Below are 22,803 nucleotides of genomic sequence, written 5' to 3' on the forward strand. Positions count from 1 at the left end.
GAGTATAGAGTGAGAGATTATGTCTGACAATTTGACAGGAAGAATTATGACGCGGCGTTTTACCATCACAACTCCTATTTTTTATGTGAATGGAGCGCCCCATATCGGGCATGCTTACACTTCTATCGCTTGTGATGTGATTGCACGGTTTCACCGTCTCCGGGGGGAGGATGTTCTTTTTGTGACAGGGACGGATGAGCACGGGCAAAAGGTTGAGCAAAGTGCAGTGGCTCAGAATATGGCTCCGCAGGAATTTGCAGATCGTGTTTCAGCGCAATTCCGCCAGATGCAGAAAGAGATGGCGATCTCTGCGGATGACTTTGTTAGGACTACAGAGCCTCGTCATAAAAAAGCGGCGCAGGCTTTATGGGAAAAAGTTGCAGCGAATGGGCATATCTATTTAGGCGCCTATGAGGGATGGTATTCCACACGTGATGAAGCCTTTATCGGCGAAGATGAAGTGACTCTCCATGAGGATGGACGGCGTACTGCCCCTTCAGGAGCTCCGGTTGAGTGGGTGCGTGAGCCTTCTTATTTCTTTAAATTGTCGGAGTTTCAGGACCGTCTTCTGAAACTTTATGATGAAAATCCTGATTTTATCGGTCCTCAGGGCCCAAAGCGTGAGGTTGAGGCTTTTGTTCGGCAAGGCTTGCGTGACCTGTCTGTCAGCCGGACGAGTTTCAAATGGGGGATTGAAGTCCCAGGCGATTCAGAACATGTCATGTATGTCTGGTTTGATGCTCTTGCCAATTACCTGACAGCTGTAGGTTATCCTGATCCTCATGCTGAGAAGGCTGCTTATTGGCCGGCAGATGTGCATGTTGTGGGGAAAGAAATTGTCCGCTTTCACTGTATTTATTGGCCAGCATTTTTAATGGCAGCTGGGCTGCCTTTACCTAAAAAAGTGTTTGCTCATGGCTGGTGGACCGTAGAAGGCGAGAAAATGAGCAAGTCATTGGGCAATGTGTTGGACCCCAAAGCGCTGGCTGACGAGTTCGGACTTGACCAATTACGTTTTTTCCTGATGCGGGAAGTCCCATTTGGTGGGGATTCAAATTTCAGTCGTCGGTCCATGATTACACGGATGAATGTCGAACTGGCGAATGATCTGGGAAATTTGGCACAGAGAACATTGAGCCTTATTGCACGTAATCTGGAAGGACGTTTACCACCCCGTGGCAAAGTGACGGAAGATGACGAGGCTATTTTGGCACAGGCATCACTTTTGCCTGATCTGATGTCAGAACAGATAGAACGCATGGCTATCAGCGATGCTCTGGAAGAGGTCTGGAAGCTGATCAGGGCGGCGAATGCCTATATTGATCGTCAGGCTCCATGGGCTTTGAAGAAAACTGATCCTGAAAGAATGGCGGAGGTTCTGCGTGTGCTTTATGACGTTATCCGCACGATCGCAACCATGTTGCAGCCTTATATGCCTGATACAATGAACAAGATGCTGGATCAGCTCGCTCTGCAAAAAGACGAGCGCCATTTTTCTTCTCTGCTCACTCTTATTGAAGAGGGGCGCGTTCTGCCAAAGCCTGAAGGGCTTTTCCCACGTTTTGCAGAGACGGAAAAAGCATGATGGGACTTATTGACACTCATTGCCATCTTGACCGTCTTGAAGATGTAGAGCCTGCTTTCTCTCTTGCACGGGATATGGGGCTGAGTGGCATGATTACGATCGGCACAAGGTGGTCAGAACGCAGGAAACAGCTTGATCTTCTGAGGTATGATTCCCCTGAAATGCGTGTCTGGTGTGCTTTGGGCACGCACCCCGATCATGTTGGCGAAGAAAACCTGCCAGAGTGTGATGAGATGGTTGCAACACTTGAAACTTCAGGTGTTGTAGCTATTGGTGAAACAGGGCTGGATTACTTCCATAGTGGAGATGAGGCCAAGCCTGCTCAAAAAGCGTCGTTTCGGCGTCATATTGAAGCTTCGCGTAAAACGGGCCTGCCTGTTGTGATACATTCACGCATGGCAGATGAAGATATGGTTTCTCTTTTGCAGGAAGAAAGTGCCAAAGGGGTATTTCCTTTTCTGATCCACTGTTTTGCCTCAGGTCCATATCTGGCTAAATCCGTCCTTGAGCTTGGTGGTTATCTAAGTTTTTCAGGGCTTTTGACTTTTCCAAAATGCGATGAAATCCGCTCTGTTGCGCGGGAAGTGCCTGAAGATCGTATTTTAGTGGAAACAGATAGCCCGTTTCTTGCCCCAGTTCCCAAAAGAGGAAAACCAAATACACCAGCCTTTGTTACCTATACCGCAGAGCGTCTGGCACAAGAACGAGGCGTGGGTATTGAGCGGATCATTGAGCAGACAAGAGCAAATACTGCCCGGTTATTTACAAAACTCTCTTTATGAAGATCACGATTCTAGGGTGCGGAAGCTCTCCGGGGGTGCCGATGATTGGCGGAGAGGATTCTGTTCCCGCAGGTTTGTGGGGGGACTGTAATCCTGCTGAGCCAAGGAACCGTCGTACACGTTCATCCATCATGCTTGAAAAAAAGGGCTACAGGGTTCTGATTGATTGTGGTCCTGATTTCCGTTCCCAGATGCTGGATAATCATATGGGCCGTATTGATGCAGTGATTATTACGCATGCCCATAGTGATCATATAGCAGGTCTTGATGAGCTCAGGGCAGTTAACAGGGTTATAGAACGCCCTTTGCCTGTTATTGCGACTGAAGAAGTGATGGCTGAATTACGGAAGCGTTTTAATTACGCATTTCAGCCTTGGAATGGTGGAGGGTTTTTTAGACCTGTTTTTGAAGAAACTGTCATTCATTTTGACAGTGTTTTTGAAATCGGTCCCTTTACTTTTTATGGCTTTACCCAAAATCATGGTCGCGTCCGTTCCCTGGGTGTGCGTTGTGGCGATTTTGCTTATTCCACTGATGTTAACGACCTTCCAGAAGAGTCCCTGAAATGTCTGGAAGGGCTGGCTCTCTGGGTTGTCGGCTGCTTGCAATATCAGGCACATCCAGCTCATGCCTCACTGGAGCAGGTCATGACCTGGCGTGATCAGTTGAAACCACGCCAGATTATCCTGACCCATATGGGAGAAAAGCTGGATTATCACTCTTTGAAGGAGGTTTTACCTCCAGATACTACGCCCGCATGGGATGGACGTATGATCATGATGGGAGAGAATTAATGAAAATTCTTATGAATCCTGAAGAGCATGAACCCAAAGAAGCAGAAATATTTGAGACAGTAGAACAGTTCAAAGATTGGTATTGTAATTCATCAAAGGCAAAAATATTTGAACAGATTCCTCTGGCTGCTTTCAGTTATTATATGGAAGGGCTGACCGCTCTTACATTATGCAGGAGGGGAAACTGTCAGGTTGAGCTTTTAATAGGGCAGTCAGGTTATTGGTATGAGGGGGAGATTATTGCTGGTCAGCAATGTTATTTTTCCTATCAGGGAGGACATGTTCTTATAAAATATCTGGATGGTGGTGTCAGAGAGTGGAACCCCGAATCTTATATTGATGAATATTCAGTGATTAATGCGAGAGAAGAGTCCCCTTCATGGGCAGGTGAAGGTGGAAGTTACCAGGAAGGTGATAAATTCCAATTTTCTTTTGGTGCACAGGGCGGTGTCATTTTAGCCTATAGTCAGAGAGAAGATTCATATAGCTCCTGTCTGGAAACAGTGAAAATCATAGATAAAATTCTATAATTTCAGGGCGGGATGCAATGTCTTACATAACGCGCTTTGCTCCCAGTCCGACAGGATATCTCCATCTGGGACATGTTGTTTCTGCGCTTTATGCACAGGCTCTAGCTAGCTCTGGGGGAGATTATTACGTCAGGATTGAGGATTGTGATGAAACGCGTTGCACGGATCGGTTCAGATCATCTCTGATTGATGACCTTCAGTGGCTGGGTTTATGGCCACGGACAATGGTACGTGTCCAGTCTCAGCATAAAGTAGCTTATAACGCTGTCTTGAATGAATTACGACAGCGCGGGTTTCTTTATCCCTGCTGGTGTTCCCGGCGGGAAGTAGCTGAAAATGCCTTCAAAAAAGCTCCTGATGGAAGCTGGGTTTATAATGGAAAATGTCGTGGATTAGTCGTTGATCAAAAACAGTCCATTCTGCCGCAATGGCGGTTGGATATGCAAAAGGCTCTGGATTATTTAGGTGAAGAGCCTGGCTGGCGGGAGATAGGTTATTGTGCTGGAAAAGGGTTTCACCCAGGAAACGCTTCAGCTTTTGGGGATGTGGTTCTGGCGCGTCGTGATACGGGGGTTTCTTATCATCTATGCGTTACGTGCGATGATGCAGAACAAGGAATGGAGTGTATTACAAGAGGCATGGATATCGAGCCTCTGACAGCGATTCACCGTGTCTTGCAAGAACTAATGGGATGGTCCGAACCTGTTTATGCCCATCACGCCCTTATCATAGATCATCAAAGCGGGAAAAAACTCTCAAAACGTGACGGAGCAGAGGGTGTCCATGAACTGAGGAAACGAGGCTGGTCAGCCAGTCAGGTTAAAGCCCATCCCCTCGTTCAAGAGGCCCTTTCCGCCTCACTGATTTTGTAGCTTTTATTCCGGTGGATAAGAATGAGGGTAAGTGACGTCTCTTGAAGGACCGGGGGGCTGCGGGTTCCCCCTGATTCCACAGCCAGCTAAGAGAAGAGGGGCCAGACAGGCACATGAAAGCAGCAAAATACGACTGAATTTCATAAAATTATCCTTCGGGATTATCTTTGTGCTGACTTAGGATAATGATCCATTTTTCAGCTTGTAATTTTACGTTTTGTGGTGCTGTCCCTCCTTCACTGACGCGTGAGGCTAACGAAGAATCTACCGTCAGGACCGAATAAATATCTTTTGTAATGCCTGGTTCAACTGTCTGCATTTCGCTCAATGTTAGGTCAGAAAGGTCACATTGTTTTTTTTCAGCAAGACCGACTAATGTACCTGTGATGTGATGAGCCGTGCGGAAGGGGACGCGTAAAACACGTACCAGCCAGTCGGCAAGATCAGTTGCTGTTGAAAATCCGGCCCCTGCCAGTTCTCTCATACGCTCTTCATTGGGTTTAAGATCGCTAATCATTCCTTCCATGGCGGCGAGAGAGAGGGTAATAGCGCGGGTTGCGTCAAAAACAGGCTCTTTATCTTCCTGCGTGTCCTTGGCATAGGCAAGGGGAAGACCTTTCATGACGGTTAACAGTCCAACAAAATCGCCCATAATCCGGCCAATTTTAGCTCTCACCAGCTCAGCGGCATCAGGATTGCGCTTTTGGGGCATAATGGAAGAGCCTGTCGTAAACCCGTCTGAAAGTCTGATAAAGTTAAACGCAGCCGAAGCCCATTGAACAATTTCTTCCGCTAGACGTGAAAGATGCATGGCTTCAATAGAAAGACTGGAGAGGTAGTCCAAGGCAAAATCACGGTCTGACACAGCGTCGAGCGAATTGGCAGTTGGGCGGTCAAAGCCAAGGATATGAGCTGTCATCTGACGGTCTATAGGGAAAGATGTACCTGCAAGGGCCGCAGAACCTAAAGGACATTCATTAAGTCTTTTACGACCATCTTTCAGGCGGGAAACATCACGGGAGAGCATTTCGACGTAAGCGAGGAGATGATGGCCAAATGTAACAGGCTGTGCAACCTGTAAATGCGTAAAACCGGGCATAGGTAAAGCGTGATAGCTAAGAGCCTGACGCGCCAGTGTGAGCATGAGACTTTCTGTCTGGGTAATAATACTATCTGTTGCCTGCCGGACCCATAGACGAAAATCTGTTGCAACCTGGTCATTACGAGAGCGCGCAGTATGAAGGCGTTTCCCGGCTTCTCCAATCTTTTCAGCTAGTCTGGCTTCGATATTCATATGAATATCTTCAAGCGCTTCGGAAAATTCAAACTTACCTGCTTCAATATCGCGCGCAATGTCATTTAAACCATTGCGAATCTGCTCTTCTTCCTGAGGTGTTAAGAGCCCTACCTTGCAAAGCATGGCAGCATGAGCAAGAGAGCCCTGGATATCCTGACGCCATAATTGCTGATCAAAACTGATTGACGCATTTATTTCGCCCATAATGGCGGCTGGTCCGCCTGAAAATCTTCCCCCCCATTGGGCATTTTTCGAAGAAGTGGCGATTTGGTTTTCAGTTTTTTTGTGCGTCATGATGCCTGATTATGCTGACAGAAAAGGACAGATAATGATTATAATAGCGTCATAACGGTAAAGTGGCCAAGTGATGACGGTGTAATTAAATTCAGTAAAACCTACAGTTTTTTACTGAGTGGGTGGTCTGAAAGGGAAGAAAAGTGAGTTTTTTGAGTGAACAGGATCCAACCCCTTTTGCAAAAAAAGAGCTGTCTTCTGATAGTGTCTTTCTTCTGGTGAGCGATCACGCAGGGCGTCACGTTCCTCAACAGCTTGGTACAATGGGTGTCAGCGAGTCTGACTGGCAGCGTCATATCGCGTCCGACATCGGGATAAAACAGGTGGGTCATTTGCTGCATGAATTACTTGGCGCCCCTTTGATTGAGCAGATTTATTCCAGGCTTGTTATTGATTGTAACCGTTCTCCAGGTCATCCGACATCAATTCCAGAGGTGAGTGATTTTACGATTATAGAGGCAAATCAGTCTCTTACACCTGAAGAACGTAAAAAGCGTGAAGATGCTATTCTGCATCCTTATCATGCAGCCATAGAAGAGGCGTTGTTGCAAAGAAATCATAAAGAGACAGTTCTGGTGTCGCTACATAGTTTTACGCCTATTATGAATGGATTTCAAAGACCATGGCATGTCGGGCTTCTACATGACCATGACCCTATAAGCGCTGAAATCATGATCAGATTGATGAAGAAAGAAGGGCTGTGTGTTGGCGATAACGAACCTTATATCCTCACTGAACTGAATGATTATACGGTGCCTTACCATGCAGCCAGACGTGCTATGCCGGCTATTGAGATAGAAATTAGGCAGGACCTTATTGCTGATCGTGAGGGGCAGGAAGAATGGGCTGAGCGTCTGGCGCGCTTATTGCCTCTTTATTGGCAGGAAAGAAGAATAAAAGGAGCCTCTGAATGAATGGAGAAACACAATTAGCAGGCATTGTTGGCTGGCCTGTGGCACATTCGCGCTCTCCCCTGATGCATAATTATTGGTGTGAGAAATATGGCCTTAATGCCTCTTACGTCCCCTTGCCAGTAGCGCCAGGCGAGGTTGAAACAGCTTTGAGAGGGCTCGCGGCGGCTGGATTTAAAGGGGTGAATGTAACAATCCCCCATAAAGAAGCTGCATTTTCCATATGTGATGAATTAACTCAGACCGCAAAGCGGGCTGGCGCTGTCAATACGATTTTATTTGAAAAGGGACGTATTATAGGGGACTGCACAGACGGTACTGGCTTTTGTGAAAATGTCCTCACTCATGCCCATAATCTTGAAGGAACGGCCATTATTCTGGGGGCTGGCGGTGCAGCGCGTGCCGTTATCGCAGCATTACTGGATAGAGGGATGAACGTCATCATTACGAATCGCTCGCGTGATCGGGCTGAAACATTAGTTCAAACGCTGAAAGACGGTCAGGTTGTTGATTGGTCCGAATGGCCAGAGCATCTGGAGAAAGCCTCTCTGCTTGTTAATGCAACATCTTTGGGCATGCATGGTGTTGCGTCTCTTGATTGGGATAAATGCCTCAAACACGCTTCTTCTGAACTCTGTGTTGCTGATATTGTCTATACCCCCAGAGATACGCCTCTGATTCTGGCTGCACGGAAGAAGGGACTGAAGACCGTCGATGGATTGGGAATGTTGGTCTGCCAAGCTTTAGAGGGGTTTCGTCTTTGGTTTGGTGTTAAACCCGAGATGGATGAGGCTCTGATGAAACGTCTTGATGATGATTTGAATCATAAGGTGTAAGGGCATTACTTATGCGGGTGATCGGCCTTACAGGAGGGATGGCAGCGGGTAAGAGCACGCTCGCTTCCTGCTTTCGTCAATTTCATATCCCGGTTTTTGATGCTGATCTCTGTGTTAAAAAACTCCAGGCCCCTCATGGAAAAGCCATACCCTTATTGAAGAGATATTTTCCTGATGTCGTGTGCGGCAAGCAGCTTGATCGGGGTCTGCTTCGTAAACATCTCTTGGATTATCCGCATGATTTAAAAAAACTTGAGGCAATCATACATCCTCTGGTCCGCCGGGAGAGGGATTGTTTCATCCGCGCTTGTCGCCGACAGGGGCGAAAGTTATGCGTGCTGGATATCCCACTTTTATGGGAAAGCGGGGCCTATAAGAAATGTGATAAGGTCATTGTTGCCTATGCGCCATTAAGAGTGCGCCTGGAACGTTTAGGAAAGCGTTTCCAGAAAGAAAAGAAAATGTCTCTGCGGGAAGCGCGTCATTTTATAAAACGCCAGCTCCCCGAGGCGATTAAATGTCAGCGTGCGGATTTTGTCCTCCAGACAGGTCTTTCCCGTAACTGGACATTGCGCCAGAGTGTGTCTTTGGTAAAACAGCTCAAAAATCCATATTTTCACAATAGTAAAAAGGGTTAAGGGCGTCATGGTCCGTTCCATACTTTTCGATACAGAAACGACCGGCCTTGACCCTGAAATGGGTGATCGGGTTATTGAGATTGCGGCATTGGAGCTGGAAAACGATCTCCGTACAGGGAAGTTTTTTCATGTTCTGATCGACCCTGAACGTGATATTCCGCCCGAAGCGACCAAGGTTCATGGCTTTACGCGTGAAGACCTTTTGGGAAAGCCGAAATTTGCTGATATTGCTGATGCGTTTCTGGATTTTATCGCTGATGATAAAATGATAGCCCATAACGCGAAATTTGACTTTGGGTTTATCAATGCTGAGCTTAAACGATGTGGTAGGGAACCACTAGATTATCAGGTACGTGCCATTGATACAGTGATGATGGCACGAAAAAAATATCCAGGTATGCCCGCAAGTCTTGATGCCTTATGTCGCCGGTTTGGTATAGATTTATCAGAACGTGGTACCCATAATGCCCTGCTTGACTGTCGCCTTTTATCGGACGTTTATGTAGAGCTTATCGGAGGGCGGCAGAGAGGGCTTGGACTGGCTGGAATGGAGCGACAGGAAAACAGGATAAGCCAGTTAAACATAAAGCGTCAGAGCTATGATCGTGTGCCTCGTCCCATGGAAGCTCCTGATCAGGGGACGCTAGCGCGTCATGCAGAATTTCTTAAAACGATTACAGACCCACTCTGGATGAAATAAGGGTGAAAATACTTTTTATCACCTCACATCGTCTGGGAGATGCTGTGATCTCAACAGCCGTGCTCTCTGCTTTGTCAGAGCTTTATCCATCAGCCTCTTTTACAATTGTTTGTGGTACACATATTACATCGCTTTTTGAGAGTTTTCCACGATGTGAACGTCTGATCGGGATGGAGAAGCAGACATATAACCGCCATTGGATGAAATTATGGTGTCAGACGGTGCTTCATCACTGGTTTATGGTGGTAGATCTCCGTTCTTCCCTTATTAGCTGGGCATTATGGAGTCGTGAACGATATTTTGTTAAAGGGGGGCGCAGGCCAGGTCTGAAAATTCTACAGCAGGCGCGGTCTTTAGGATTGCAGGATGTGCCCTTGCCTCGTGTATGGCTAAAAAAAGAGACAATGGCAGAGGCACGACGTCTTTTTCCCTCAAGTGAAAAATGGCTGGCTTTGGGGCCGACAGCAGGCACGGCCTATAAAAAATGGCCGGCTGAAAATTTCATTGAAATCGGGCGTCGTTTTCTGAGGTTGGGTTATAAAATAGTTGTTCTTTATGGTGCTGGAGAGAATGAACGTAACGGTGCCCTGCTTCTTCTAACGCATTTGCCATGCCATGATTATGGTGGGGGAAAGGCGCTTTCTGACGTGGCTGCATGTCTGGCGGGCTGTTCTCTTTTTATCGGTAATGATTCGGGTCTCATGCATTTATCTGGATCAGTCGGAATACCAACTTTAGGGCTGTTCGGTCCCAGTAAAGCTTCGCAATATGCGCCATCTGGATTTTCTACCATGGCTCTATCAGCTCCGGGGAAAGAGGGCGAAGGTGATATGTGCCAAATCAGCGTTGATGAAGTCTTTCGCTCTGCACAGCTTCTGTTAAAACAATCACAGAAGAAACAGCCTCTTTTGAAGGAAGGAAAACCACATTATGTATTATGATCTGATCCTGCGTCATGGGACATGTGTGTTTCCCTGGGGAGAGGCCAAAGCAGATATTGGCGTTAAAGACCAACGCATCGTTTCTTTTGATGTCAGTGCGACAGATGAGGCAGGTCAGGTCATAGATGCGTCTCACCTGCATATTCTGCCTGGTCTTATGGATGCTCAGGTCCATTTTCGCGACCCGGGCAAGCCAGATGTTGAGACAATCGCAACAGGAACACGTGCTGCCGCTCTGGGAGGGGTGACGAGTGTTTTGGATATGCCAAATACCAATCCAGCCATTACGGATGCGGCCATGCTGGAATGGAAACGTAATCATATTAATCAGGTCGCTCATATTGATGTAGGCATTTATGTCGGTGCAACGCGTGAAAATGCGCCCCTTCTTGCTGAGCTGGAGCAGGAAAAGGGTGTCTGTGCCGTAAAAGTTTTTGCAGGGTCATCAACAGGTTCACTCATGGTCGAAAGTGATGAGGGAATTGAAGCTGTGCTGCACTCTGGTCACCGTCGCGTGGCTTTTCATGCAGAAGATGAATATCGCTTGAGGGATAGAAAATCGCTTTTCCAGAAAGGACAGCCTTATGCGATGCATGCCCAATGGCGTGACGTGGAATGCGCCTTACGGGCTACAAAACGTATTGTCGCTCTGGCTCACAAAACGGGCCGCCCTGTTCATATTCTCCATGTCTCGACAGCAGAAGAGTTACAGTTTTTAGAGGAACACCGTAATATTGCATCTGTCGAGCTTCTGGCTAATCACCTGACGTTGACAGGACCGGAATGTTACGAACGTCTTGGCGGACTTGCTGTCATGAATCCCCCTATTCGTGATGAGCGTCACCATAAGGCTTTATGGAAAGCGCTGCGTGAAGGACGGGTGGATGTGGTTTCTTCTGACCACGCGCCTCATCCTCTGGCAGCAAAAAAGCTCCCCTGGCTGGAATGTCCATCCGGGATGACGGGCGTGCAGACAATTGTCCCTTTAATGTTAAATCACGTCAATGCGGGTCGTCTGTCGCTTGCGCATCTTGTTGATGTTATGGCGGCTGGGCCTGCGCGTATTTATGGTATTCCGACCAAGGGGCGTCTGGCTGTTGGATATGACGCAGACTTTACATTGGTTGACCTGAAAAAAGAGCGAATGATTACCAATGACTGGATTGCATCACCGGTAGGATGGACGCCCTATGATGGTGTGACGGTAAAAGGGTGGCCAGTAGGGACTATTGTCCGGGGGCATGTCGTGATGCGCGATGATGAGATTCTGTCTGCTAATCAGGGGAGAACGATCTCTTTTCTTCCGTAACTGATTAGGAAGAAGGTTGTTATTAGGGGAGCTCTCTTCCTTCGAGAAAACCGTGCATAAGGTAATGGAAAAGCGGGCCAGCCCCATAAGCTTCAGTATCAGGGTGTCTTATAAGATAACGCTGGGCATCCCATAAGCAGGTGGCTGTTGGGGTGCGAAGGAGAATCCCATTACCTTCAAAATAAAGCTGTAACTCATTGTCGTAAATATGATTATAGCCTGTTTCATCAAGAAGAAGGGGGCGCACCATATGCCCTCCCGGTCTCGCGAGACTCTCATGCTCACGCAGTTTTTCGTGATTTGTGACATCATCAAGTTCAAGACTTAATTTTGCACGGCAATAGGTCTGCATTTCTTCAAAGGGGCGATTATGAAAATGCAGATAGGTGAATTTTGTTGGCATCTGCCCTCCAACCTCCATTGAGGCGGGTATATGGTGCCCATCATCAATGACAGCATTACATCTTGATGGGACAAATCCCTTAGGGAAATGTCTGTTAGGCGTAAACCATCCTGGTTGGGCGGGGACATTAAAGAGTGAAGGTGTAATTGCAAAGCCGCTACGCTGTCCTCTTAATCTGTCAAATTCAGCCAGAATTTTTTCTTTTTCGGTGGAGAGGCCGATGGGCGTAAAAACGGCGAGAAGTTCATCGCAATCAACAGGGAGGGCGAAGTCATAATTGCAATCCTGATCTAGTCTATTGATCAGAGTCGTGAAATGACGGCCCTTATGCCGGAAATCTTCTGTTTTGGTGAAGCGGCGCTCAATAATAGCGCCTCTATATTCTGCTTCGTTAAGAAGTGCCAAGCTATAAGGATCAGTTGAGCCATTATCGAAGATGATAAGATTATGGGTGCCAAAAATATTGCTATAATGAGCGAGCCATCGCGCCAGAAAAGGCCCCTCATTTTTCTGCATCATAATGATTTTAACCACTGACATCAAAATCAGACCTGTTTTTATCAATGAAATTGCTTTCAGGTTGTTTGCTGAAAGCAAATTGTCACGTATGCTTGCACCAATTTGACAGATGATCCAGCGGGAAAGCAGTGTGACTGACGATTTTATTCAGGAAATGCAAGAAGAACAGCGTAAGGAACGTCTAGCACAGGCGGCACGTCGTTTTGGTATTATAGCTGTGATATTGGTGGTTCTCGTATTGGCGGGGGGCGGGGTCTGGTTCTGGCAGCATCATAGTCTGATGAAAATGCAGGAAAAAGCATCTGTCCGTTATTTCTCTGCCTTGCATATGTTGTCTCCTTCAGTAGGAGAGCAGGAGTCTGACATCCAGTCACAGAGGAAACAGGCAGAGTCCATTCTGAATGATCTTGCCAGTAATGCCCCTGAAGGAATCAGGGCTTACGCCATGATGCGACTGGCTGACCTGAAAAAGGAAGATGGAGATGATAAAGCGGCTTTGTCTCTCTGGGGAAAAGTCGAGTCAGATAAAAAAACGGAATCAGCTCTCAGGGAATTGGCCTTGTATCTCTCTCTTAATGCACAGGCAGAGACATTGGCTGATCCAGAGCTGAGAAAAGGATACGAGTCCCTCATTCAAAAAGGAGGTAGCTTTGCCTCTTTGGCCCGTGAGGGAATAGTCGCTCTTGACCTGAAGCCTGGTAATACGGCAGATCAGCGCAAGGAAGCGAAAAGATTACTGATTGAGATTCAGACTTCAGCTGATTCCAGTGAGGCTCTGCGCCAGAGGGCAGGATTGCTCTTGAGGACTTTGGGGGATGTCAAATGATGCTGCGTGATTTTTTCCATAAGACTGATGAAAAAGCGTCTCTTTTCAGCAGACGTAATCTTTTGAAAATGGCTTGTTCAGCTGGGGCGCTCACTGGGCTGGGCGGATGTGGTCTTTTTAGTAGTGACGAAAAAAAAACCAGAGTAATCGGTCGTCGTTTTGATGTGCTTTCTACTGGTGCAGGTTTGAGTGTTGCCCATAATGAGCAAAACACATTCAGCCTGCCCCCGGTTGAGGATGTCCATGAATGGACAATGGATGGGCATGATCCCTCTCATAAAGCGATCAATGCCCGTTGGAATGCTGTTACCAAACCGCAATGGAGCCGCTCTGTCGGGGCAGAAGTCGATCCTGCTGATTTCCTGTCATTGGTTCTGTTTTTTCCTAATAATCATGGCGCCTTGCAATCCCCCCCTGTTATCGGGAATGGGCGGATTTTTGTTGCTGATGCCCAGGGTGCTGTGCATGCCTTTAGCTGGCCGAAAAGACGTCATATCTGGAGTCGTCAGCCTGCTAAACATACACGTTCCACCAATCTGGGGGGTGGTTTATCCCTTGTAGGTGATACACTTTACGTTGTTGATGGTGTTGCACAGGCACTCGCATTGGATGCGTCTAACGGCCATATAAAATGGAGTGTTTCAACAATAACGCCTGGTCGCTCAGCTCCTGTCGTGCAGGATGGTTTGATGGTTTTTTCGACCATAGATCAGCGTCTTTATGCATTGGATGTGAAAACTGGCCGTCAGGTCTGGACTTATCAGGCAACGGACGTTGATACAGGGTTGTTTGGTAATGCCACGCCTGCCTTTGTCGATGGGATTGTGCTTGCAGGTTTTGGAAGTGGTGAGCTTGTAGCACTGCGTGCAACCTCAGGTGAGCTGGTCTGGAGTGATAGTCTTGGGGGTGGTAACGGGCGCGGCGGTATTCTGGACTTTGCTTGTATTCGTGGTGCTCCCGTCATTATGGATGGTACAGCCTATGCAGCCTCTATGTCGCAGGTGCTGGTGGCGATTGATTTACGCTCGGGCAGGAGGCTTTGGGAGCGTGAAGTCAGTAGCCAGAATCCTCTCTGTGTTTGTGGTGACTGGCTCTTTGTCCTCTCTCTTGATCAGCAGTTAGCCTGTCTTGATCGTATTTCCGGGCGGGTGCGCTGGATCCGGCAGCTGCGTCGTTTCCAGCATCAGAAAAAAATGAAAGGTCAGATTGAGTGGGTGGGGCCTTTGCTGGTTAATAATAAGCTCGTTTGTTTCTCTTCCGTGCCTAAAGAGGGTATGGTTATCGTCGATGCTGCTACGGGAAAAATTGAACAAATTAAGAATATTCCTGCATCTTGTCAGGTGCAGCCAATTGTTTGTGACGGAAATGTGCTGACATTAAGTCAGGATGGTGTATTACGCGCCTATGGCTGAAGAAATTAAGCGGGCATCAAAACGCCCGGTCGTTGTTATTGCAGGACGTCCTAACGTCGGTAAATCTACTTTGTTCAATCGTCTGGTTGGCAGACGGCAGGCTATCGTCTCGGATGAGCCTGGTGTTACGCGTGATCGCAAGGAAGGGGATGCCCTTTTGCGTGGGCGCTCCGTTCGCCTTATCGACACAGCTGGGCTGGAAGAATCGGCTCCTGAGACTTTGTTCGGGCGCATGCGCGCTTCGTCGGAGCAAGGGGTTGCCCAGGCTGATCTAGTTGTTTTCTGTATTGATGCGCGTGCTGGCATTACACCTATTGATGCGCATTTTGCGACTTGGTTGAGAAAACAGAATCGTCCTGTCCTTCTTGTTGCCAATAAAGCAGAAGGAAAGGCAGGAACCGAGGCTGCCCTTGAGGCATACTCCCTTGGTTTAGGAGCCCCACTGGCACTTTCTGCCGAGCATGGTGAGGGAATTGCCGATCTTATGAGTGAGATCGTCGATAGATTGCCACCAGAAGAGCAGGAAGAAGCTGAAGAGGAAAAGCCTCTGAGGATTGCTATTGTCGGTCGTCCCAATGCTGGTAAGTCAACATTGCTCAATAGCCTTCTAGGTGAAGAGCGCATGATTACAGGTCCGGAAGCGGGGCTGACACGTGATGCTGTCAGTGTTTTCATTGAAGATGAACATGGCAGGATTGAGGTTGTTGATACGGCAGGAATGCGTAAAAGAGCCCGTGTGGATCAGGGGCTTGAGCGTATGTCTGTCTCAGCCTCTATCGAAGCTCTGAAAATGGCAGAGGTCGTTGTTCTTGTGCTTGATGCAACCAGAGGGGTTGATGAGCAGGACTTACAAATTGCACGACTAATTGAACGCGAGGGCCGCGCCTGTATACTGGCGCTTAATAAATGGGATGCAATAGAAAATCGTAAGAAGACACGTGAAGTCATTATGGACAGGATCGAGTCTTCTCTTGCGCAGATGCGTGGTATCACAGTTGTAACTTTTTCTGCTTTGACGGGAGAAGGGCTTTCTCGCCTGATTCCAGCGGTTAGGCAGGCTAGTGAAGTGTGGAATGCGCGTGTTGGTACAAGTGATTTAAACCGTTGGTTTGAGGAGGCTCTTGAACGGCACCAACCCCCGCTGGTTGATGGAAGGCGATTGAAACTACGCTATATCACTCAGGTTAAATCTCGTCCGCCTACTTTTGTAATTTTCGGAACGAGAGTTGAGCAGCTGCCTGAAGGATATAAACGCTATCTGGTCAATGGAATTCGTGAAGTGTTCCATTTGCCCGGTGTGCCTATCAGGCTGCAGTTGCGAGGAACGCGCAATCCATATTCGACTCAGGACAAAAAATAAGATTTCAGGTGAAATTTTATAAAATTGGTGGGGAAGGCTGTCTTCGGGGCCTGAACTTAAGAACCACTTGTCTTGGGAGAAAATAATATGGTGGATATAAAAAAAATGTCCCTTCATGGTGGTGAAGGGGGTTCCCAGAGTGGAAAAGGGCGTGGGATTGCATTGGCTCTGATTGCTGGTATGGCCGGGTTGATGTTTGGTCTTGATACCGGGGTTATTTCAGGTGCGCTTCCTTTTATGGCTGTTGATTTTCATGCCAGTGATGCAATCCAGGGATGGATTGTAGGTACAATGATGGGTGGCGCTGTTATAGGCTCCGCAGTTGCAGGACGGGTGTCCCTAAAATTCGGCAGAACAGGGGCTATGTTCCTGGCGGCGGTGCTTTTTGTAATCGGTACGCTTTTCTGTGCTCTGGCACCGAGTGTGACGATTATTTTTGTGGGTCGTATATTGCTTGGTCTGGCTGTTGGAATCGCAGCTTTTGCGGCGCCTCTCTATATTTCAGAGATAACGATTGAATCTGCGCGTGGTGCCATGATCGCCTTTTACCAGTTAATGGTAACAGTTGGTATTTTTCTGGCATTTGTGTTTGATGGTATCTTGTCCAATGGAGGGCATTGGCGCTGGATGCTTGGGATTATGGTTGTTCCTGCCATTCTTTTTATGGTCTCAGTTCGTATCCTGCCTCAAAGTCCACGCTGGCTGGTCCTCAAAGGACAAAGCGAAAGTGCCCGTCATGTTTTATATATGCTTCGTTCTGATAAAGAATTGGCGGATGAAGAGTTAAAGGGGATCCAGTCAAGATTAGAGAAAAATCATGAGCCAGGTTTTGCTCTTTTTCGTGACAATAAAAATTTCCGTCGATCTGTAGCCTTGGGCTTAATGTTGCAGATTTTTCAGCAATTAACAGGGATTAATGCGCTCCTTTATTATGCTCCAAGAGTGTTTCAGGCGGCTCATTTCGGGACACATGCGGCGATCTGGGCAACGACACTTGTCGGATTGGTTAATATGCTTTCAACCGGTATCGCGATTGTTTATTCGGATCGGTGGGGGCGTAAGCCACTTCTAATTGCAAGCTGCGTCATCATGGTTGCATCACTTCTCGGTGCGGCCGCTATTCTGGGCAGTGGCACTGACAACCTGGTGCTTGAGACAATTCTTTGTGGTTTGATCCTGTTTTTTGTTGCTGGATTTGCGATTGGTGCCGGTCCACTGGTCTGGACCTTGTGTTCTGAAGTCCAGCCCACAAGTGGGCGTGATTTTGGCATTGGGTGTTCAACATTAATGAATTGGGCAGCCAATATGGTTATTTCAGCCATTTTCCCGGTTGTAATGGGCATGATCGGTGGAAGCCTGACATTCGTTATTTTTGCGCTATGTAATGGCCTTTTTATTTTATTTACGATTTTCTTCGTGCCGGAAACAAAAGGCATCACATTGGAGAGGATCGAAGCCAATCTTTATGCTGGAAAAGCACTGCGTCATTTAGGAGATTAAATCACTCATGCAAGCAGAAAAGGCTGATTTCAGCCAAGAAGAATATGACCCACTTCGTCATGCCGGGCTTTATGGGGCTCAACGTTTCAAGGCTATGTCAGCTGTTCTGCTTGCTCTGCTGCTCTCCGTTCTTGATTATGCAATCGCAAATGTTGCTCTTCCTACAATTGCAGGGGATCTGCATTCAGATCCCTCAAGAGCTATCTGGGTTGTTAATGCGTACCAGTTAGCAAGTCTTTCTTTTGTCCTCCCATTAGCAGCAATTGGTGCCCGTATTGGTTTTGGACGCATGTATCAATTCGGGATTGCCCTTTTTATTATTGCTTCGGCTCTTTGTGCCTTATCGCAAAACATGCTGGAACTTGCTCTCTCCCGGGCGCTGCAAGGGGTGGGTGGGTCTTGTATCATGAGCGTTAATATCGCCTTGGTCCGTTTTATCTATCCTCATAAATTTCTAGGAAAAGGGATAGCGTTAAACGGTTTCTTTGTCGGGTTGGGTGTAAGTATTGGCCCGACAATTGGTTCTTTTATCCTAAGTGTGGCTTCATGGAACTGGATTTTCTGGATTAATCTGCCTTTGGGGGCATTGGCATTGTTTCTCTCCTGGCTGGAGCTTCCCCAGACACCACGTAGTCATGTTAGGATTGATTATACAGGCTCGTTATTGACAGTCATTTCCTTTGCGACATTAGGGGTCGGAATTGACGGATTGATGCATAAGGATTTTGCAATTGGTACAGGGCTCACTGCTTTAAGTCTTGTCAGTTGGTATTGTCTGATTCAGTGGCAGAAAAATCGGGAAGAGCCTATCGTTCCTCTGGATATCTTGAAAAGACGTCCGTTTTTTATTGCATGTTTTGTAAGCTATTGCGGCTTTATGGCCTCTAATCTTTATATTGTGGCCATGCCTTTTACCTTGGCAGATGCCTTTCATAAAAATCCCGCAACAGTCGGTCTGCTTATTGCGCCTTGGGCTGTCGGGACAGCGTCCATGTCTTATGTGATCGGACATTTTACAGACCGTTTTTCAGCATCTTTTCTTTCTTCACTAGGTCTGTTGATTACGGCAACGGGGTTTGTCCTTTTATGGGCACTTCCACTTGAGGCATCCAATCTCGATATTGCCTGGCGTACACTTCTGGCAGGATGGGGGTTTGGTATGTTCCAGCCGCCCAATAATCGTGCCATTATGGTCACTGCTCCCGTCGGGCGTGAAGGTAGCGCAAGTGGTATGCTTTCAGTCGCTCGTCTGGGAGGGCAGACTTCTGGGGCACTGATTGTTGCGGGTATGTTTACGGTTTTTTCGCATCCTGCTTTTATCTGCCTTGGGGCCGCAGCATTTGTTGCTTTTCTGGGGGCCTGTCTGAGTGCTGGACGTTCCCTGTTTCAGAGGCAGATAATTTCCTCGGTTTCTTAGGCAAGACGTCCCAGAATAAAGGCTAATGCAAGCAGGATCCCTGCTGGCACATTTTGTCGGAACGCTTTTAAGCAAGCTGGTGCGTTATAAGGGTCAAGTGTTGCTGCCTGTTTTGCCAATAATAAAGTTGCAGGAATAAATCCGAGGTAAAACCATGGATGTAATCCGGCACTGCTGGCAGACAGGAAAAAAAGAAACAGGGCTGTTCCGTAACATCCGCCAACGAAAGAACGTGCCTTATGCTGCATTTTTAGCGAAGTGGATTTGACGCCAATACGGGCATCATCTTCCATATCCTGAAAGCCGTAAACGGTGTCGAACCCAAGTTGCCATAAAATGACCCCCGCATAAAGTGTCAGGCAGACTGCATCAATCCGTCCCTCGCTGGCGGCGTAGCCCATAGGTGCACCGAAACCAAATGTAAACCCCATCACAAGCTGGGGCCACCAAGTCAGCCGTTTTGCGGTAGGATAAAAAGCCACTAAAAGCAGGGCAACCGGTGTGAGTAGCCAGCAGATTTCCGGGAGAGCCAATAATATGCAAAAGCTGGCTCCTAAAAGGATGATAAGCAATCCTAATCCCTGTCTGACGGTTAGCGCGCCACTGGCAAGTGGTCTATGTGCCGTGCGAGCCACTTGTGAATCAATTTTACGGTCCCATAGATCATTCACAACGCAGCCCGCAGAGCGCATAAGCAGAGAACCAAGGGCAAAAAGAATGACATCAAGAATGCGGGTCCAGAGCTCACTGTTCTGGGCAAGGAAAATGCCAAAAACACTTGGGAGAAAAAGAAGCCATGTTCCGACAGGACGGTCTAGCCTGGCAAGGAGGGCATAAGATCGCCACGGTTCAGAGAGTCTGGCGATGAAACCATTTAAGTGGATGTCAGTATGCGGTGCCTTGGGAAGCATTGTTTCTCCTGGACCAGGTAAAGCGGAAAAGAACCTCTGTAACAGTTTAAAAGACATCTGGCCTCTTGATAAGAGGTGAGTTAATCTCGGCCCTATGAATTATACCGATCCCCGTCTTTATCTTCCACCTGAGCAGGGTCTCTTCACAGAGGGCGCTGAACTACGTTTATTACCACAGCAAGCCCACTATCTGGGGAATGTTATGCGGCGCAAGGCAGGGCAGTCTATCCGTCTGTTTAATGGAATGAATGGTGAATGGAATGCTGAGCTGGTTTCTATTAAGCGTGGCGAAGCAGTCGTTTCTCTTTCACATTTAATACGACCTCAAGAAGAAACACAGCCCTTACATTTGATTTTCTCTCTTTTGAAAAGGGAAGCGACTGAGCTTGTGATTCGTATGGGGACAGAGCTTGGTGTGACTTTTTTTCACCCGGTGATTACTGCGCGGACAAATCATCACAGGCTGAATGAAGAACGTCTAGCGCTGATTGCCAGTGAAGCTTCCGAGCAATGTGAGCGTTTGGACATTCCTGTTATTCAGGCTGTGCGCTCTTTTTCTGATTGTTTATCTCATTGGCCAGAAGAGATTCCCCTAATTGCCGCATTGGAAAGACAGAAAGGAGAGAAAAATTTTCCGCAAGGTTCAGGACTTATCGTGGGGCCTGAAGGCGGTTTTACGGCAGAGGAAATGGCGACGTTGAGAAAACACAAAGCAGTGAAGGCGGTTTCTTTGGGGCTACGTATTTTACGTGCAGAAACGGCCATATGCTCAGGTCTTTCTCTTCTTAATGTTCGTTAATGGTCTTATGATAAAATGAGCAGATTGCATGTAATGACAGGGGAATTACCCTTGAAAAAAGTCCCATGCTTATCGAACTATAATGTTTTATAGTCCTATTGTTTTTTATAAGTGTTTTTTGCAAATAAGGCCCATTATTTTATGTCAAATCCTGGTCAGACCAATACAACTCCGCTTGAGAGTAGGGCACAGCTCATTGAAGTGCTTTCAAGAGGCTGCAAACCTGCAAGGGAATGGAAGATTGGGACGGAGCATGAAAAATTTGGCTTCGTATTTTTTGATGCAGCTTCTGCTGAACGTGCACCATATAGCCCGCCACCTTATAAGCCTGAGGGTATAGAAGAGTTACTGACCTCATTCACCACGATGGGGTGGAAGCCTATTTATGATAAGGGTAATCTTATAGGCCTTACAGGCGAAAATATTCATAAAGGAGCCTCACTTTCCCTGGAGCCAGCGGGACAATTTGAGCTTTCGGGCGCACCGCTTAAAACATTGCATGAGACGAAAGAGGAAATGGCGTCTCATTTTGCCCAGGCAAAAGTGCCAGCTTCCCTTTTAGGGTTAGGCTTTGCCCCATTAGGTTTCCATCCCTTATGCAGACGTGATGAAATGCCCTGGATGCCTAAAAGCCGTTATGCGATCATGCGTCGTTATATGCCCAAAGTCGGGAGCCGAGGGCTGGATATGATGACCCGCACCTGCACTGTGCAAGTTAATCTGGATTTTTCTGACGAAAGCGATATGGCACGTAAAATGCGTGTCTCGCTTGCCTTGCAGCCTGTTGCCACAGCCCTTTTTGCCAATTCACCCTTTATAGAGGGGAAGCCAAATGGCTGGCTTTCAAACAGGGCGCGTGTATGGCTTGATACGGATAATGACAGAAGCGGCCAGCCTTCGCTCTTTTTTGATGAAGATTTTGGTTTTGAGAAATATGTTGATTGGGTGTTGGATGTACCCATGTATTTCGTTATGCGTTCCGGTCAGTATCACGATGTTGCAGGATGTTCTTTTCGCAAATGGCTTGAAGGCGAGGATCAACCTTCTTTAAGAGGGTTGACGCCGTGCATCGGAGATTTTGAAGATCACCTGACGACGGTTTTTCCCGATGTGCGTCTGAAGCAGTTTCTTGAAATGAGAGGCGCTGATGCTGGGCGGCCTGATATGATGTTGGCCCAGTCTGCTTTATGGGTTGGCTTGCTTTATGATTCTTCAGTTTTGAGAGAAGTAGAGCAGCTTGTTAAAAAGCACCCTTGGACTATTTATCAGGATCTCAGGGGGGAAGTGCCCCATTTCGGTCTGGATGCTGATTTCCCCGGTGGGCTGAAACATTTTACACGCAAGATACTGGCATTAGCCATAGAGGGGCTGAAGGCGAGAGGTCTTGGAGAAGAAACATATCTTGATCCATTGTTGGAAATTTCAGAGGGTGCACCTCTTCAGGCTCAATATTGGCTGGAACGCTATAAAACAGTCTGGGATGGTAATGTCCGTCCAATTTTTGAGGAAGCCGCGGTCATTTAAGACCGGGCGGCTTGTATATCTATTGAGAGTTTCATTTATGCTGAAAATTCTGACTTTTCTCTGTAGTGTTTTTTGCCTGTTTATGACGGCTCCCGCTTTCTCGGCGGTCTTGTCTCATGCGCAGCAGGGCTGGATCACCCAGATTGAAAACAACCTTGCAGCAACGCATAGCTTTCAGGCAAGATTTCAGCAGATAGCTCCAGATGGAAAAGCAAGCACCGGAACGGTATTTCTTACAAGACCTGGGCGTGTGCGTTTTAATTATGATGCGCCTAGTCCACTTTTGCTCGTTGCAAATGAGGGGAAGGTTGTATTTCAGGATCGTTCTATAGATCAGGTCACCACCTTACCCTTACGGCGCACGCCTTTGGGGCTTCTTCTGCGTCCAGATCCAAAATTCTCTGGTGATGTGACAGTGACTTCCTTTCAGGAAGTAAATGGTGAGATCCAGATTACCGTCATCAGGACGGAGTCTCCCAATGAGGGTACATTGACAATGTTTTTTGCTGAAAAGCCATTTGCCTTCCTTGGGTGGACGGTTCATGATGCCCAAGGTGCGGTGACGCAAATCCGTCTTTCAGACGTAAAGATAAATGTCGCTCTTGCGGCAGATCTCTTTACGTTACCGAAAGCAGAATAAAGT

The 22,803-nt window shown here is 47.4% G+C and carries 23 protein-coding genes; 19 read left to right on the plus strand and 4 right to left on the minus strand.

Annotated elements, in window-relative coordinates; translation table 11 throughout:
• The first annotated feature begins 46 nt into the window (after positions 1–46).
• The 5 genes from metG to gluQRS are packed head-to-tail and all read left to right on the plus strand — an operon-like array spanning position 47 to position 4,563.
• Positions 47–1,585, plus strand: a complete 1,539-nt coding sequence (gene metG, locus AC3B6P_RS06210) for a methionine--tRNA ligase (protein ID WP_489805556.1) — start codon at positions 47–49, stop codon at positions 1,583–1,585.
• Positions 1,582–2,367, plus strand: coding sequence for a TatD family hydrolase (locus AC3B6P_RS06215; RefSeq protein WP_489805226.1), 786 nt, complete (start codon positions 1,582–1,584; stop codon positions 2,365–2,367). The genes metG and AC3B6P_RS06215 overlap by 4 nt, the downstream gene beginning before the upstream one ends.
• The gene (locus tag AC3B6P_RS06220; RefSeq protein ID WP_489805227.1) at positions 2,364–3,161 is read left to right on the plus strand and encodes an MBL fold metallo-hydrolase; all 798 of its coding nucleotides are present in this window, start codon (positions 2,364–2,366) and stop codon (positions 3,159–3,161) included. Before AC3B6P_RS06215 ends, AC3B6P_RS06220 begins: the two co-directional genes overlap by 4 nt.
• A complete protein-coding gene (locus AC3B6P_RS06225) occupies positions 3,161–3,691 on the plus strand; it encodes a hypothetical protein (RefSeq protein ID WP_489805228.1) in 531 nt (176 codons plus the stop codon). The genes AC3B6P_RS06220 and AC3B6P_RS06225 overlap by 1 nt, the downstream gene beginning before the upstream one ends.
• Positions 3,692–3,708: 17 nt before the next feature.
• Positions 3,709–4,563 carry a tRNA glutamyl-Q(34) synthetase GluQRS gene (gene gluQRS / locus AC3B6P_RS06230; RefSeq protein ID WP_489805229.1) on the plus strand — a complete coding sequence of 285 codons (855 nt, stop codon included), beginning with the start codon at positions 3,709–3,711 and terminating at the stop codon, positions 4,561–4,563.
• Between the two features lie 3 nt (positions 4,564–4,566).
• Here the strand turns inward: gluQRS and AC3B6P_RS06235 are convergent, their stop codons facing one another.
• Both AC3B6P_RS06235 and argH read right to left on the minus strand, forming a co-directional pair.
• The gene (locus AC3B6P_RS06235; RefSeq protein ID WP_489805230.1) at positions 4,567–4,707 is read right to left on the minus strand and encodes a hypothetical protein; all 141 of its coding nucleotides are present in this window, start codon (positions 4,705–4,707) and stop codon (positions 4,567–4,569) included.
• Positions 4,708–4,711: 4 nt separating this feature from the next.
• On the minus strand, positions 4,712–6,154 hold the full coding sequence (gene argH, locus AC3B6P_RS06240; RefSeq protein WP_489805231.1) for an argininosuccinate lyase: 1,443 nt from the start codon (positions 6,152–6,154) through the stop codon (positions 4,712–4,714).
• 152 nt (positions 6,155–6,306) lie between these two features.
• Between argH and AC3B6P_RS06245 the strand changes: the two genes are divergently transcribed.
• Genes AC3B6P_RS06245 through AC3B6P_RS06270 form a run of 6 tightly spaced genes read left to right on the plus strand, consistent with a single transcriptional unit; the run spans position 6,307 to position 11,489 of the window.
• Positions 6,307–7,068, plus strand: a complete 762-nt coding sequence (locus AC3B6P_RS06245; RefSeq protein WP_489805557.1) for an N-formylglutamate amidohydrolase — start codon at positions 6,307–6,309, stop codon at positions 7,066–7,068.
• A complete protein-coding gene (locus AC3B6P_RS06250; RefSeq protein ID WP_489805232.1) occupies positions 7,065–7,901 on the plus strand; it encodes a shikimate dehydrogenase in 837 nt (278 codons plus the stop codon). The genes AC3B6P_RS06245 and AC3B6P_RS06250 overlap by 4 nt, the downstream gene beginning before the upstream one ends.
• A gap of 11 nt (positions 7,902–7,912) precedes the next feature.
• The gene (gene coaE / locus AC3B6P_RS06255) at positions 7,913–8,539 is read left to right on the plus strand and encodes a dephospho-CoA kinase (protein WP_489805233.1); all 627 of its coding nucleotides are present in this window, start codon (positions 7,913–7,915) and stop codon (positions 8,537–8,539) included.
• A gap of 7 nt (positions 8,540–8,546) precedes the next feature.
• Positions 8,547–9,239, plus strand: a complete 693-nt coding sequence (gene dnaQ, locus AC3B6P_RS06260; protein WP_489805234.1) for a DNA polymerase III subunit epsilon — start codon at positions 8,547–8,549, stop codon at positions 9,237–9,239.
• A 2-nt stretch (positions 9,240–9,241) separates the two neighbouring features.
• Positions 9,242–10,180 (plus strand): glycosyltransferase family 9 protein, encoded by a 939-nt coding sequence (locus tag AC3B6P_RS06265; protein WP_489805235.1) that lies wholly within the window; start codon positions 9,242–9,244, stop codon positions 10,178–10,180.
• A complete protein-coding gene (locus tag AC3B6P_RS06270) occupies positions 10,170–11,489 on the plus strand; it encodes a dihydroorotase (RefSeq protein ID WP_489805236.1) in 1,320 nt (439 codons plus the stop codon). The genes AC3B6P_RS06265 and AC3B6P_RS06270 overlap by 11 nt, the downstream gene beginning before the upstream one ends.
• A gap of 22 nt (positions 11,490–11,511) precedes the next feature.
• Here the strand turns inward: AC3B6P_RS06270 and AC3B6P_RS06275 are convergent, their stop codons facing one another.
• A complete protein-coding gene (locus AC3B6P_RS06275; protein WP_489805237.1) occupies positions 11,512–12,432 on the minus strand; it encodes a glycosyltransferase family 2 protein in 921 nt (306 codons plus the stop codon).
• Positions 12,433–12,541: 109 nt separating this feature from the next.
• On the opposite strand from AC3B6P_RS06275, the gene AC3B6P_RS06280 reads away from it, so the two are divergent.
• From AC3B6P_RS06280 to AC3B6P_RS06300, 5 genes are all read left to right on the plus strand, one after another.
• Complete coding sequence (locus AC3B6P_RS06280) at positions 12,542–13,237, plus strand: tetratricopeptide repeat protein (RefSeq protein WP_489805238.1); 696 nt, start codon at positions 12,542–12,544, stop codon at positions 13,235–13,237.
• On the plus strand, positions 13,237–14,649 hold the full coding sequence (locus AC3B6P_RS06285; protein WP_489805558.1) for a PQQ-binding-like beta-propeller repeat protein: 1,413 nt from the start codon (positions 13,237–13,239) through the stop codon (positions 14,647–14,649). The genes AC3B6P_RS06280 and AC3B6P_RS06285 overlap by 1 nt, the downstream gene beginning before the upstream one ends.
• Entirely contained in the window at positions 14,642–16,009 is a 1,368-nt protein-coding gene (gene der, locus AC3B6P_RS06290) for a ribosome biogenesis GTPase Der (RefSeq protein ID WP_489805239.1), read from the plus strand. The genes AC3B6P_RS06285 and der overlap by 8 nt, the downstream gene beginning before the upstream one ends.
• An 87-nt stretch (positions 16,010–16,096) precedes the next feature.
• Complete coding sequence (locus AC3B6P_RS06295) at positions 16,097–17,509, plus strand: sugar porter family MFS transporter (protein ID WP_489805240.1); 1,413 nt, start codon at positions 16,097–16,099, stop codon at positions 17,507–17,509.
• Between the two features lie 7 nt (positions 17,510–17,516).
• The gene (locus tag AC3B6P_RS06300; RefSeq protein WP_489805241.1) at positions 17,517–18,926 is read left to right on the plus strand and encodes an MFS transporter; all 1,410 of its coding nucleotides are present in this window, start codon (positions 17,517–17,519) and stop codon (positions 18,924–18,926) included.
• Here AC3B6P_RS06300 and ubiA read toward each other — a convergent pair.
• Positions 18,923–19,837 (minus strand): 4-hydroxybenzoate octaprenyltransferase, encoded by a 915-nt coding sequence (ubiA, locus tag AC3B6P_RS06305; protein ID WP_489805559.1) that lies wholly within the window; start codon positions 19,835–19,837, stop codon positions 18,923–18,925. The genes AC3B6P_RS06300 and ubiA overlap by 4 nt on opposite strands.
• Before the next feature lie 94 nt (positions 19,838–19,931).
• Here ubiA and AC3B6P_RS06310 point away from each other — a divergent pair, with 94 nt between their 5' ends.
• From AC3B6P_RS06310 to AC3B6P_RS06320, 3 genes are all read left to right on the plus strand, one after another.
• Complete coding sequence (locus AC3B6P_RS06310; protein WP_489805242.1) at positions 19,932–20,636, plus strand: 16S rRNA (uracil(1498)-N(3))-methyltransferase; 705 nt, start codon at positions 19,932–19,934, stop codon at positions 20,634–20,636.
• Positions 20,637–20,777: 141 nt separating this feature from the next.
• Complete coding sequence (locus tag AC3B6P_RS06315; RefSeq protein WP_489805243.1) at positions 20,778–22,160, plus strand: glutamate--cysteine ligase; 1,383 nt, start codon at positions 20,778–20,780, stop codon at positions 22,158–22,160.
• A 37-nt stretch (positions 22,161–22,197) separates the two neighbouring features.
• Entirely contained in the window at positions 22,198–22,800 is a 603-nt protein-coding gene (locus tag AC3B6P_RS06320) for a LolA family protein (protein ID WP_489805244.1), read from the plus strand.
• Positions 22,801–22,803: the final 3 nt, after the last annotated feature.

It is taken from the genome of Aristophania sp. ESL1142 (assembly GCF_058107345.1).

Bases quoted from the DNA above. Each gene is read 5' to 3' on its own strand.
- AC3B6P_RS06285 (WP_489805558.1), top strand. From the start codon at position 13,237: ATGCTGCGTGATTTTTTCCATAAGACTGATGAAAAAGCGTCTCTTTTC.
- AC3B6P_RS06270 (WP_489805236.1), top strand. From the start codon at position 10,170: ATGTATTATGATCTGATCCTGCGTCATGGGACATGTGTGTTTCCCTGG.
- AC3B6P_RS06235 (WP_489805230.1), bottom strand. From the start codon at position 4,707: ATGAAATTCAGTCGTATTTTGCTGCTTTCATGTGCCTGTCTGGCCCCT.
- dnaQ (WP_489805234.1), top strand. From the start codon at position 8,547: ATGGTCCGTTCCATACTTTTCGATACAGAAACGACCGGCCTTGACCCT.
- AC3B6P_RS06315 (WP_489805243.1), top strand. From the start codon at position 20,778: ATGTCAAATCCTGGTCAGACCAATACAACTCCGCTTGAGAGTAGGGCA.
- AC3B6P_RS06215 (WP_489805226.1), top strand. From the start codon at position 1,582: ATGATGGGACTTATTGACACTCATTGCCATCTTGACCGTCTTGAAGAT.
- metG (WP_489805556.1), top strand. From the start codon at position 47: ATGACGCGGCGTTTTACCATCACAACTCCTATTTTTTATGTGAATGGA.
- AC3B6P_RS06295 (WP_489805240.1), top strand. From the start codon at position 16,097: ATGGTGGATATAAAAAAAATGTCCCTTCATGGTGGTGAAGGGGGTTCC.
- AC3B6P_RS06320 (WP_489805244.1), top strand. From the start codon at position 22,198: ATGCTGAAAATTCTGACTTTTCTCTGTAGTGTTTTTTGCCTGTTTATG.
- gluQRS (WP_489805229.1), top strand. From the start codon at position 3,709: ATGTCTTACATAACGCGCTTTGCTCCCAGTCCGACAGGATATCTCCAT.
- argH (WP_489805231.1), bottom strand. From the start codon at position 6,154: ATGACGCACAAAAAAACTGAAAACCAAATCGCCACTTCTTCGAAAAAT.
- AC3B6P_RS06275 (WP_489805237.1), bottom strand. From the start codon at position 12,432: ATGTCAGTGGTTAAAATCATTATGATGCAGAAAAATGAGGGGCCTTTT.
- AC3B6P_RS06220 (WP_489805227.1), top strand. From the start codon at position 2,364: ATGAAGATCACGATTCTAGGGTGCGGAAGCTCTCCGGGGGTGCCGATG.
- AC3B6P_RS06250 (WP_489805232.1), top strand. From the start codon at position 7,065: ATGAATGGAGAAACACAATTAGCAGGCATTGTTGGCTGGCCTGTGGCA.
- ubiA (WP_489805559.1), bottom strand. From the start codon at position 19,837: ATGCTTCCCAAGGCACCGCATACTGACATCCACTTAAATGGTTTCATC.
- AC3B6P_RS06300 (WP_489805241.1), top strand. From the start codon at position 17,517: ATGCAAGCAGAAAAGGCTGATTTCAGCCAAGAAGAATATGACCCACTT.
- AC3B6P_RS06310 (WP_489805242.1), top strand. From the start codon at position 19,932: ATGAATTATACCGATCCCCGTCTTTATCTTCCACCTGAGCAGGGTCTC.
- der (WP_489805239.1), top strand. From the start codon at position 14,642: ATGGCTGAAGAAATTAAGCGGGCATCAAAACGCCCGGTCGTTGTTATT.
- AC3B6P_RS06225 (WP_489805228.1), top strand. From the start codon at position 3,161: ATGAAAATTCTTATGAATCCTGAAGAGCATGAACCCAAAGAAGCAGAA.
- coaE (WP_489805233.1), top strand. From the start codon at position 7,913: ATGCGGGTGATCGGCCTTACAGGAGGGATGGCAGCGGGTAAGAGCACG.